At 45.3% G+C, this 12,044-nt stretch carries 12 protein-coding genes and 3 tRNA genes; all 15 read left to right on the forward strand.

Annotated elements, in window-relative coordinates; translation table 11 throughout:
- Window positions 1-33 precede the first annotated feature (33 nt).
- The 15 genes from ACSNJE_RS05585 (at window position 34) to ACSNJE_RS05655 (ending at window position 12,040) form a co-directional block, all read left to right on the forward strand.
- A complete protein-coding gene (locus tag ACSNJE_RS05585; protein WP_495252179.1) occupies window positions 34-741 on the forward strand; it encodes a response regulator in 708 nt (235 codons plus the stop codon).
- 230 nt (window positions 742-971) lie between these two features.
- Window positions 972-1,883, forward strand: a complete 912-nt coding sequence (locus ACSNJE_RS05590) for a phosphate ABC transporter substrate-binding protein (protein ID WP_052216979.1) — start codon at window positions 972-974, stop codon at window positions 1,881-1,883.
- A gap of 115 nt (window positions 1,884-1,998) precedes the next feature.
- Entirely contained in the window at window positions 1,999-2,892 is an 894-nt protein-coding gene (pstC, locus tag ACSNJE_RS05595; protein WP_083436768.1) for a phosphate ABC transporter permease subunit PstC, read from the forward strand.
- Complete coding sequence (gene pstA / locus ACSNJE_RS05600; protein WP_052216977.1) at window positions 2,889-3,767, forward strand: phosphate ABC transporter permease PstA; 879 nt, start codon at window positions 2,889-2,891, stop codon at window positions 3,765-3,767. Before pstC ends, pstA begins: the two co-directional genes overlap by 4 nt.
- Window positions 3,768-3,855: 88 nt before the next feature.
- A complete protein-coding gene (gene cbiQ / locus ACSNJE_RS05605; RefSeq protein ID WP_052216976.1) occupies window positions 3,856-4,641 on the forward strand; it encodes a cobalt ECF transporter T component CbiQ in 786 nt (261 codons plus the stop codon).
- 1 nt (window position 4,642) lies between these two features.
- Window positions 4,643-5,494, forward strand: a complete 852-nt coding sequence (locus ACSNJE_RS05610) for an ATP-binding cassette domain-containing protein (RefSeq protein ID WP_052216975.1) — start codon at window positions 4,643-4,645, stop codon at window positions 5,492-5,494.
- Between the two features lie 11 nt (window positions 5,495-5,505).
- Window positions 5,506-6,084, forward strand: a complete 579-nt coding sequence (gene thpR / locus ACSNJE_RS05615) for an RNA 2',3'-cyclic phosphodiesterase (protein WP_474774478.1) — start codon at window positions 5,506-5,508, stop codon at window positions 6,082-6,084.
- A gap of 86 nt (window positions 6,085-6,170) precedes the next feature.
- Window positions 6,171-6,770: a flavodoxin family protein gene (locus ACSNJE_RS05620; protein ID WP_495252180.1), complete on the forward strand. Its 600-nt coding sequence runs from the start codon at window positions 6,171-6,173 to the stop codon at window positions 6,768-6,770.
- Window positions 6,771-6,844: 74 nt separating this feature from the next.
- Window positions 6,845-7,846 (forward strand): deoxyguanosinetriphosphate triphosphohydrolase, encoded by a 1,002-nt coding sequence (locus ACSNJE_RS05625; RefSeq protein WP_495252181.1) that lies wholly within the window; start codon window positions 6,845-6,847, stop codon window positions 7,844-7,846.
- Window positions 7,847-7,971: 125 nt separating this feature from the next.
- Complete coding sequence (locus tag ACSNJE_RS05630; protein ID WP_474774475.1) at window positions 7,972-8,481, forward strand: YaiI/YqxD family protein; 510 nt, start codon at window positions 7,972-7,974, stop codon at window positions 8,479-8,481.
- Window positions 8,482-8,558: 77 nt separating this feature from the next.
- Window positions 8,559-10,388 (forward strand): DNA primase, encoded by a 1,830-nt coding sequence (gene dnaG / locus ACSNJE_RS05635; RefSeq protein WP_052216970.1) that lies wholly within the window; start codon window positions 8,559-8,561, stop codon window positions 10,386-10,388.
- Window positions 10,389-10,420: 32 nt separating this feature from the next.
- On the forward strand, window positions 10,421-11,521 hold the full coding sequence (rpoD, locus tag ACSNJE_RS05640; RefSeq protein ID WP_052216969.1) for an RNA polymerase sigma factor RpoD: 1,101 nt from the start codon (window positions 10,421-10,423) through the stop codon (window positions 11,519-11,521).
- 125 nt (window positions 11,522-11,646) lie between these two features.
- A tRNA-Asn gene (locus ACSNJE_RS05645) sits at window positions 11,647-11,721 on the forward strand.
- Window positions 11,722-11,775: 54 nt separating this feature from the next.
- Window positions 11,776-11,851 (forward strand) — tRNA-Ile (locus ACSNJE_RS05650).
- 113 nt (window positions 11,852-11,964) lie between these two features.
- Window positions 11,965-12,040, forward strand: a tRNA-Glu gene (locus tag ACSNJE_RS05655).
- Window positions 12,041-12,044: the final 4 nt, after the last annotated feature.

Consider the following 12,044-nt stretch of genomic DNA (forward strand, 5'->3'; position numbering starts at 1 on the left):
GGGGTTAGAATTCTTTTAGGTATGGTGGTAAAAGTGGCTAAAATATTAATTGTTGACGACGAGCATCACATAATTGAACTTGTTAGATTCGTTCTTCAAAAGGAAGGATTCGATGTTAAAGTAGCCCAAGACGGACTTACTGCCATCAAGGAAACAGAAAATTATAGGCCTGATTTAATTCTTCTCGACCTGATGTTACCTGGGATAGACGGGCTGGAAGTATGCCGGACTTTGCGCAAAAAGCCGGAAACGGCAGATATACCGGTAATCATGGTGACGGCCAAGTCTGATGAAATGGACAAAATCATTGGCCTCGAGTTGGGGGCCGATGACTACGTAACAAAGCCTTTCAGCCCACGGGAGTTGGTAGCGCGCGTGAAGGCCAGGTTGCGGAGAAGAACCGGCCTTATTAAACATGCCGATAGAAAGGTTGAAGAAGAGATAGCCTATGGGCCCTTGGTTGTGCGACCTGCCCGGTATGAGGTTTTTTTAAATGGGGAGAAACTGGACCTGACATTAAAAGAATATGAATTACTTGTCCTTCTGATAAACAACCCGGGTAAGGTTTTCAGCAGGGATTTCCTGTTATCTACCCTATGGGGTTTTGATTATACGAGCGACACCCGTACAGTTGATGTACACATTTACCACTTACGTCAGAAAATTGAACGGGATCCTTCTCAGCCCGGCTTTATAGAAACAGTGCGCGGTGTGGGTTATCGTTTTAAAGAATTGGCCTAAAGAAGAATACCTTTTCATTAATCTGAAAAAAGAAGACTGTTGCATGAAATTTCTTCACCTAAACAGGTGGCATCTGGTGCCGCTTTTTTTCTTTTACGCAAAGTTCACATTAATTAACATAACCTTAACAATGTCATAATTGGATGTTAACAGTTGTGTTTTATAATGTGAATTGTGGCAAAGGTTGGCCATCGAAAAATAATTAGAATATTTAAAGGAGGGGCAAAAAAGTGCAAAAATTGAAAAAGATCTTATTAGTAACTTTGGCAGCATTGCTAGTTTTCGCTGTCGTAGGATGCAGTGGGACAAACCAGGAAGGAACCAATAAGACAAACCAGGAAGGAACCAATCAGGGACAAACAGCAGGAGAAAATGGGATTGCCGGTTCAATTACCGCTGTTGGTTCAACAGCTTTACAACCATTGGTGGACCAGGCAGCACAGCAGTTTATGAGTGAGAATCCGGATGCCCAAATAGTTGTTAACGGTGGAGGAAGCGGTACAGGTCTTACCCAGGTTTCCCAGGGAGCAGCTAATATCGGAAACTCTGATGTTTTCGCTGAAGAAAAAGACGGTATCGATGCCAGCCAGTTAGTTGACCACAAGGTAGCCGTTGTGGGCATGGCTGCGGTGGTAAACCCCAAGGTTAAGGTCAACAACCTTACCAAACAGCAGTTAATTGATATTTTTACCGGCAAAATTACTAATTGGAAAGATGTTGGAGGTATAGACCAAAAAATTACCTTGGTGAACAGGCCAAAAGGTTCCGGTACTCGTGCTACCTTCAAGAAATACGCGTTGGATGGTGCGGAGGAAGCCAGTGGAATTGAAGAGGATTCTTCGGGAACCGTTAGGAAGATTATTGCAGAAACCCCTGGCGCGATTGGATACTTAGCATTATCCTATGTTGATAAGAGCGTAGTGGCTGTAAGCCTTGATGGAGTCGCTCCCACCAAGGAAAACATTGTCGAAGGAAAGTATCCTGTCTGGTCTTATGAGCACATGTATACCAAGGGTGAACCTAAGGGTTTAACCAAGGCTTTCCTGGATTATATGCTTTCCGACGATGTTCAGAAAACTCTTGTTCCAAAGTTGGGCTATATACCGGTAACTGAAATGAAGGTAGAGAAAGGCGCGAAGTAAAAGCATATTTTTAAGAAAGTTAATTCAGGCCAGGGCAGCTTCAATTTTGTTGGGGCTGTCCCATCATGCTTTTATTAATGAGTGGTTTTTATTTTGATTAGGGGTGTTTGGAACGTTGAATTTAAAAAATGTGAAAAACGAGTTAATTGGTAAATGGGCTTCTTTTTTATGTGTAGCTCTGGTAATTGTGCTCACGATTTCAATTATTTTCTTTATTGCTTCCAAAGGTTTGGCCATCTTTTTCAGCAACCACATTAGTTTTTCCAATGTATTTTTAAACACCGATTGGTTCCCCGATCGTAGCGCAGCCGAAGGAGGCCCTTCATTCGGGATTTTGCCTTTTTTGGCAGGCTCGATTGTAGTCTCATTGTTCGCAGTGTTGCTAAGCGCGCCGTTAAGCATCATTTCCGCCTTTTTTATTACGGAAATAGCGCCAAGCATTGGTCAAAGATTTTTGCAGCCTGCCGTTGAACTGTTAGCCGGTATCCCTTCTGTAGTATACGGGTGGATTGGCCTGAGTGTCCTGGTACCTTTCATAAGAAGCACCTTTGGCGGATTAGGGGTCAGTGTTTTGGCTGCCGGTCTGGTCCTCGCCGTTATGATTCTGCCTACTACCGTCAGTGTTGCCACAGACCGGATTAAGGCACTCCCTAATTCATATAAAGAAGCCTCCTATGCTTTGGGTAGTACGCGCTGGCAATTAATTCGCCGAGTCCTGTTTCCGGCAGCCTTGCCCGGCATCATGACAGGACTGATCCTGGGCCTGGCCAGAGCTTTCGGAGAAGCGCTGGCAGTCCAAATGGTGCTGGGCAATGTGAGGAAGATACCACATTCCCTACTTGATCCGGCTACCACATTGACCAGTGGAATTACTATGGACATGGGGTATACTGCTATGGGGTCCCCCTGGAACAATGCTCTTTGGACCATGGCCCTGGTGCTGCTAATCATGTCATTCTTTTTTATTATCATAATCAGACTGGTGAGTAAAAGGGGGGTTAACCAGTGAACGCCAGAACAGCCGATAAATTGGCCACTGGGATGTTTTGGGCCGGAGCGCTTACTGTAATTGCTCTTCTTTTGTTTCTGATCGGATATATTCTTTACCATGGCGCTAAAGTGATTGACTGGCATTTTTTAACCAGTCCTCCGACAAATATAGCTGCCGGAGGCGGGATTGGGCCTCAAATCTTCAACTCTTTTTACCTGTTGGTCCTTTCTATGCTTATTACAGTGCCTATAGGTTTACTGGCAGGCGTTTATATGGCTGAATATGCCAAAAACGGGCCGCTGGTAAAAATCATCAGGACCTGTATAGAAACCCTGGCATCTTTGCCTTCGATTGTTGTAGGGCTTTTTGGTTTAATAATTTTTGTCAATATGACCGGCTGGGGATACTCCATACTGGCCGGGGCCTTTGCTTTGTCTGTTATTAATTTGCCTTTTATTGTCCGGGTAACGGAAGAATCTATTACCGGTGTACAGAAAGAATATAAGGAAGGCAGTTTGGCCCTGGGGGCGACAAAATGGCAGACGATAGTGAAAGTTTTGCTGCCAACAGCATTTCCGGGACTTATAACCGGTTTTGTTATTTCTGCCGGGCGGATCTTTGGCGAGGCTGCGGCGCTGCTTTATACTGCCGGAATGAGCAGCCCGAACCTCAATTTTTCACGCTGGCTCCCAACTTATCCTACGTCGCCGTTCAATCCATTCAGACCCGGGGAAACCTTGGCGGTTCATATATGGAAGGTTAATTCCGAAAGTCTTATACCCGATGTGCGGGCCGTGGCAGATGGGTCGGCTGCAGTTTTAATCATAGTGGTGCTGCTGTTTAACATTTTAGCCAGGTGGATAGGACGCCGCATGCAAAAACGTATGGGTTAAGAAATAAAAACTTTGCTGAAAAAAGTTTCAAGAAGGCTCCAGTTGGTGATATAATAAATCCGGAATATTACAACAGGGGAGCCAAACCATGAAACATTTTCACCTTGACGAATTCGCCCAAATGGATACCTTTTTTCATCGCATTGATCCCAGGGCCAAGACGGTGACCACTCTTGTTTTTATTTTCCTCGCTGCCGGGGTTAAGACGCCGGCCCTTTTGTTCGCGACCGCTTTCTTTTGGATTTTGTTACTGATATTTGCCCAAATACCTTTAAGTTATATTTTCAGCCGAATTACCTGGGTCATACCTTTTGCCGGGATAATGATTTTGATTTTCCCTTTTATCAAGCCGGGAGAGACTTTGCTTCATGTGAACCTCTGGGTGGTAACGTTAACGGCGACGAAAGAGGGAGTCCGGGAAGCTGTTATGCTCTTTGGCAGGGTTTTGGCCTCCATATTGGCCGTGCTTTTTCTGACCTTGACGACAAGGTTCAACTACCTTTTAAAGGCTTTGGCCGAACTGCGGGTTCCGGCTGTTTTTCTACAGCTTCTTGAATTTACCGTCCGCTATATTTTTGTGGCCATGGATGAATTAAAACGTATGCGGCGGGCCCGCAAGGCCAGGGCCTTTGTGGCCGGCAAGAATATCTGGCACCTGCATACGCTGCGCACCCTCGGGCAGTTGGTGGGTTCGCTGTTTATAAGAGCATATGAGAGGGGAGAACGGGTATATCTGGCTATGCTTTCCCGGGGGTATACGGGGAAAATGAAAACACTGCATGATTTTAGGATGATGCCGAAGGATTTTATCTGGACAGTTTTGGTGCTTGGTGCCGGTATTGTTCTCGTTATCCTGGACAGGAGGGGGTTATAGAATGGGTACGGTAAACAAGGGAGCCGACATAGAAAATATCATAGAAGTAAATGACCTGCATTACCGGTATAAAGATGATACCCACGCCTTAAAAGGAATATCCCTCTCCGTACCAAAGGGTTCACGGACGGCTTTGGTCGGACCCAACGGAGCAGGTAAGTCAACCCTGTTGTTGCACTTGAATGCCATCAACCTGCCTCAGCAGGGAAGCATTAAAGTGGCGGGGATAGAGGTATCACCGGCTACAGAAAAAGAGATCAGGAATAAGGTGGGTTTGGTATTTCAGGACCCTGATGACCAGGTATTTGCTATGACGGCATGGGACGATGTTGCTTTTGGCCCGCTGAATATGGGTTTGGGCCGCGATGAAGTTAAATCCCGGGTAGAGGATGCCCTGAAATTAGTAGGTATGTGGGAATTCAAGGATAAAGCGCCTCACCACCTGAGCTTCGGCCAGAAGAAAAGGGTGGCCATTGCCGGGGTTGTGGCCATGGACCCGGAAGTAATAATTCTCGATGAGCCCACGGCTTATCTGGATCCTGGGGGACAGGACGTGCTTATGGAGATTCTGGCCGGCTTTTATGAGAGGGGTAAAACTATTCTGTTAGCCACTCATGATATGGATCTGGCCGCGGAATGGGCTGACCGGATTATTGTCATCAAATCGGGTAGGACACTGGCCGAAGGAGGTAAAGAACTGCTGGTGAATAAAGATATTGTCTCTCAGGCTAATTTACGCCTACCCATCGTAGCGCAGATTTTCAGCCGGCTGCCGGAATTTACGCCAGATACATTACCTTATACGGTAGATGAGGCGGTAAAAGCGATCAGGAAAATTAGTCAAAAGGGGTGAGCGCCCTGAGTTTGAAACGCTGCTTTCTGGCTGTTCCGCTGTCCGGTGAGGCCAAACGGCAGCTTTCCGCTGTGCAGGAATCCATTGAGAAGGTAGCCGGACCAGAGGGTTTTAGAATAAAATGGGTGGAACGACAGAACCTGCATTTGACTGTAAAATTTTTCGGCGATATTTCAGAACAGCAAATCGGCAGGCTTAAAGATATGATTCCCGAAAGGCTGAGCAGTGTAGGAAGTTTTCGGTTTAAGCTCACGAAAATCGGAGGATTTCCAAACTTGAAAAATCCTAATGTTCTGTGGACTGGGGTCTGTGATCCGGGTAGTAACCTGGCCAGATTGCACGAAATTATAGACGAAATCGCCGAGGAAATTGGTTTAGCCCGGGATACCAAGAAATATATTCCCCATCTGACCCTCGGCCGGTTAAAAAAGCAGCCGGAAAAGGTATTTCATTTGTCCCCACAGGGAACGGTGGAAGGGATTACAGGGTTAACAGTCCATGTTGGCGAAGTAATATTGTATGAAAGCCGGCTTACGCCTACTGGCCCCGTTTATAAAAGTCTTGCAAGGTTTCCATTAAGTACCGGCTAAATATTTTTTTTTTGCAGGAACATTTTGCCCGAGCTAGAATAAAATTAAATTATGTTTTTAGTTGATGCTGCGGAGAGGTGAACAGAGTGTTAATTATCGGCTTGAACGGCAGCCCGAATAAAGAAGATAATACTGCTGCATTATTAAGTGCCGCCCTGGAACCGGCCAGGGAAAAGGGGGCTGAAATTGTTATCATTCATGCTGCTGAGGCTCTGAAGAGTGCGACGATACCTTTTTGCAACTGCTGTTCCAACCCTTGCGGCGGTCACTGTTTTAAGGATCGGGAACTGGGCAAGGTTTATGAACTGCTCGGCCGAGCCGATGGAATAATTATTGGCAGCCCGGTTTACTTCGGTACTGTTTCCGCTCAGTTGAAAGGTTTCTGGGATAAAACGAGGCAACTGCGGGCCAACAAGAAACTGTTAAACGTTGTTGGCGGAGCAGTTACGGTGGGTGCCGCCCGCTTTGGCGGACAGGAAACTACTGTTAAGGCCATTCATGACATGATGCTGGTGCAGGGTATGACGGTAGTCGGCGACGGTTATATTGAAGATGACGCCGGTCACCACGGCGGTTGTGCCCAGCGGCCTGCCAATGCTGATGAAACAGGATTGCTGCGGGCCCGCATTCTTGGCCGGCGGGTTTATGAAGTAGCTGAAGCTACAAAAGCTTTAAGGCAGAGATAATTGCTATAGCTTAATTGTCGTGGGACTGCCCGCGACTTTTCTTTACCTAGTGTTCCGGTTGAGGGGGTGCGCAAATGAATATCCGGGAGAGAACGGAACAAATGGAAGCACGGCAGCTTTCACCATATGCCTGTTTGTCCAGAGACAGCCGAGGGCGCATGAAACCGGCTCCGGAATGTGAAGTAAGGACGGCATTCCAAAGGGATCGGGATCGCATAGTCCATTCCAAGGCTTTTCGGCGGCTCAAACATAAAACCCAGGTGTTTATAGCGCCGGAAGGAGACCATTACCGAACCCGCCTGACCCATACCCTTGAAGTGGCGCAGATTGCCCGTACTATTGCCAAAGCTCTGCGTTTAAATGAAGACCTGACAGAAGCCATTGCCCTGGGACATGATTTGGGACATACGCCTTTCGGGCATGCCGGCGAAGAGGCTTTAAATGTGGTTATGCAGGAGCATTTTGGCATGCATTTCAAACACAATGAACAGAGCCTCCGGGTGGTTGATGTGCTTGAACCCATGAACCTGACCTGGGAGGTCCGGAACGGCATCGAGCACCATACAGGCCCTGTTACCCCGGCTACCCTGGAAGGCGCTATTGTAAAAATTGCTGACCGGATGGCATATATTAACCATGATATTGATGATGCCATCAGGGGTGGGATCATCAGGTTGAGTGACCTGCCGAGGGATTGTTTAAAGGTTCTTGGCGAAGACCACAGTACGCGTATTAATACTATGGTAAGAGACATGATAACAGCCAGCACAGACCAACCGGAAATAAAAATGAGCCCGGAAGTAAAAGAGGCCATGGACAAACTTCGTTCCTTTCTGTTTGAACGTGTTTATGTGGGTTCTACCGCCAAAAAAGAAGAACAAAAAGCGAAAAAAGTATTGGTAAGCTTGTTTATGCATTTTGTAGAGCATCCGGAAGCCCTTCCTGAAGAATGGGATGTTTTGAAGAAATCCGAATCTATAGTCAGAATTGCCTGTGATTACGTAGCCGGTATGACAGACCGTTATGCCATAAAACAATATACCGAGTTATTTTTACCTGACCCCTGGATAGTTTGATAAAAAAGACTTTATATGTTATAATACTTTTTTAAACCTGTATAATTTGTTAATTTATGGTTAAAATAATATATGTTTTGGCAGAATCTTTTTAAAATTTGTCAAAACGGGAAGGAAAATTTTATGTGACATCGAATAATACTAATTATCCCATTAAAATACTCGTCGATGCGGACTCTTGCCCAGTGCTTTCAGAAATAACCAATGTTGCAAAAAAATTTAATATTCCGGTTATACTAATTGCGAGTATAGCGCATTTTGGCCGGGAAGTGCGACCTGGGGAAGATTTGATTTATGTTGATAATGTCTCTCAGGCTGTAGATATGGAAATTCTGAACAGGGTAAAGAGAAATAATATTGTAGTCACCGGTGATTACGGGCTGGCCAGTTTGGTCTTGGCCAAAGAGGCCCGGGCTTTAAGCCCAAGAGGATATATTTATTCCGAAGCGAGTATGGAGAGGCTGTTGGTCGAACGCCACCTTGGCGTTAAAATTCGCCGGGGCGGAGGGCGCACAAAGGGTCCGAAAGCCTTTACCAAATCTGATAGGCAAAGGTTTTGCCTTAGTTTAACTAGATTAATCGAGGGGATATTAAAAGAAGCAAAAACCCCGTCTCTTGAGGAGAGGGGGTTTTAAAATCCGGCAGCAGGAAAATATCAATATTTGGCGAATCACTTATTTACTACGAGTTGTCGGATTTGAGGGTGGTTTAATTGGGTTTTATCCCCGATGATATAGTAGATGAAATAAGGCAAAGGAATGACATTTATACAATAGTATCCGAATACCTGCGTTTGAAAAAACAGGGCAGGAATTATGTGGGGTTGTGCCCGTTTCATAATGAAAAAACTCCTTCCTTTACAGTGAACCCTGAAAAGCAGATGTATTACTGTTTTGGCTGTGGGGCAGGAGGGAATGTAATCTCCTTTATTATGCAGATAGAAAACCTGAACTTTCCTGAGGCTGCTAAGTTTCTGGCCGATAAAGCGGGTATAGTTATTCCTGAGGGTAAAAATTCCGCTGCGGCACAGAAACTCAGGCAGAGGGAAAAGGCGTACAGGTTAAATGAATTGGTTAAAAACTTTTATCACTATATTTTGCTTAATCATGACATAGCTGCCGGAGCCAGGGAATACCTCCTGAAAAGAGGTATTGACCGGGCTACTATAGAAAAATTTCAACTTGGTTTTGCGCCGCCTGGCTGGGACAGCCTGCTGGGATTTTTGCAAAAAAGGGGATATTCGCCAGATTATTTAGAGGCGCAGGGCCTGGTAACAAAAAGGTCCACCGGGACCGGCTATTATGACCGGTTTCGCAACAGAGTGATGTTCCCAATCTGGGACCACAAAAATAATGTTATTGGTTTCGGAGGGCGGGTTTTGGATGATAGCCTGCCGAAGTATTTGAATTCTCCTGAAACCAGTGTTTTTAACAAAAGTAAAAATTTATACGGGATTAATTTTGCTATTCCGGCTATAAGAGAACAAGAACACGTCGTTATAGTTGAAGGCTACATGGATGTAATTACCTGTCACCAGTATGGGGTTTCAAATGTGGTCGCTTCTCTTGGTACGGCAATGACCAGGGAACAGGGTAAAATTTTGGCCCGCTACGCGCCAAATGTATATATTGCTTATGATGCGGATACAGCCGGGGTAGCAGCTACCCTGCGCGGTTTAGAGATTCTGCAGGACACAGGGTGCCGGGTGAAAGTGGTGACCATCCCGGATGGCAAGGATCCCGATGAATTGATCAGGAAGAAAGGACCGGAAAGTTTTACCCGCTTAATCAGGGAAGGTTCTAAGTCTTTGATTGAATATAAATTGGCCAAAGGTATGGAAAAATTTGATTGTAATACGATTGAAGGGAAAATAGGAATTGTTGGCGAATTAATACCTAATATAATCAGAATTCCCAGCGAAATTGAAAGAGAAGAACAAATAAAGTTAATTTCAACAACTTTAGGCATAAGTTCCCATTCACTTTGGGGAGAAATTAAGAAATATCAGCAGCAATTCAGAAAAAATATGGCCAAATGGGATAAAATTACCTTAGAAAGGGATAATAACACTGAGTTTAAAGCGCCTAAAGGAACCCCCAAGGTAACAAATCCTGAACAGGTAATTAAAAAAAGCGCACGCCGGCAAGCGGAAGACAACCTGATAAGGTTGCTGATTACACATCAGGAGCTTTATGGAAGAGTCAAAGAGGAACTGGGTGTGAATTTCACCGATGTTCCGGAATATATTGTTATTATAAATTATTTGGATGAAATTTTGGCCTCTGGCATTGAATTTGAACCTGCTGCTTTTATTGATAAAGTGGCAGATAAAGAACTAAGGCAGAAACTCTCGGCTTTGATGATGCAGGAGGAACCGCCGGGCGACCCGCACTCCTTAATTGCCGACTATATTAAGGTGATTAAGGATGATGACATAAAATGCCGCCGTGAAACATTATTGAAACAAATTGAGCAGGCGGAACAGTCTAAAGATATGGAACTGCGAGATAAACTTTTAATGGAGTTTTCCAAACTTATATAAAATACCAATACCCTGGGGAAGGGGGGGAATACATGTCCAAGGATATTATACAAGTTGAAGGGGTACAAGAATTAATTGAAAATGGAAAGAAAAGGGGTATTTTAACCTACACCGAGATTATGAACACTTTGCAGAGTGTGGACCTGAACCCCGAACAGATAGATGAAATCTATGAAAAGTTAGCCAATATGGGAATAGATGTGGTTCCTGAAGTACCTGACCTGGAGCCCTTGGATAGTGAGGCTATCGAAGCTGACGCTGAAGAGGCCGAAATTGAAGTGGATTTAACTGTACCCGACGGTATTGGTATAGATGACCCTGTCCGTATGTACCTTAAGGAAATAGGGCGAGTTCCGCTGTTGACCGCTGAAGAAGAAGTTGAACTGGCTAAGAGAATGGAGTCAGGAGATGAGGAAGCTAAACGGCGGCTGGCTGAAGCGAATTTGCGTTTGGTGGTAAGTATTGCCAAGAGGTATGTTGGCAGAGGATTGTTATTCCTGGACCTAATTCAGGAAGGTAACCTGGGTTTGATTAAGGCCGTAGAAAAGTTTGATTACCGTAAGGGTTATAAATTCAGTACCTATGCCACCTGGTGGATCAGACAGGCAATTACCAGGGCCATCGCGGACCAGGCCAGAACTATACGAATTCCTGTGCATATGGTGGAGACTATTAATAAGTTAATCCGGGTTTCCAGGCAATTACTGCAAGAGCTTGGGCGCGAACCAACTCCTGAGGAAATTGCGGCTGAAATGGATATCCCGGTGGACAGGGTGAGGGAGATTATGAAGATTGCCCAGGAACCTGTCTCATTGGAGACTCCTATCGGCGAAGAGGAGGATTCCCATCTTGGTGATTTCATAGAAGACCAGGATGCGCCCGCTCCGGCAGAAGCAGCTTCCTTTATATTGCTGCGTGAACAACTGGAAGAGGTATTGGAGACCCTTACTCCAAGAGAGGAAAAAGTCCTGCGGTTGAGGTTTGGCCTTGATGACGGAAGGTCCAGGACTTTGGAGGAAGTAGGCCAGGAATTTGGGGTAACCAGAGAGCGTATCAGGCAGATAGAAGCGAAGGCTTTAAGAAAATTAAGACACCCCAGCAGAAGTAAAAAATTAAAGGACTTTTTAGAATAGCGAAGGGTTTTTGAGTATTCACGACATATTTTCTGTTAAGTAGGAATAAATTTAAATTTTCCAGTAACAATATTATTGACCAAGTTATAAATGTATCGTATAATGTATTTTGTCACTTGAGATGTTCCTCGGTAGCTCAATGGTGGAGCACCCGGCTGTTAACCGGTAGGTTGCAGGTTCGAGTCCTGCCCGGGGAGCCATAACTAAATCAAATATGGTGGGTGTCCCAAAGGCACTGGCCATTTAATAGAAAAGGGCCTATAGCTCAGTTGGTAGAGCAACCGGCTCATAACCGGTTGGTCCCAGGTTCGAGTCCTGGTGGGCCCACCATTTACTGGAAGTTAGAGGTTAGAAGTTGGAAGTTGGAAAAATGGAAGGAATTCGCTGAAGCGAATTCCAACCGAATATCCACCTCTAACATCCAATTTCCAACCTCCAATAGAGGCCCCTTGGTCAAGTGGTCTAAGACACCGCCCTTTCACGGCGGTAACACGGGTTCGAATCCCGTAGGGGTCACCAATTA

This window comes from Thermincola sp. GK-1, from assembly GCF_059412445.1.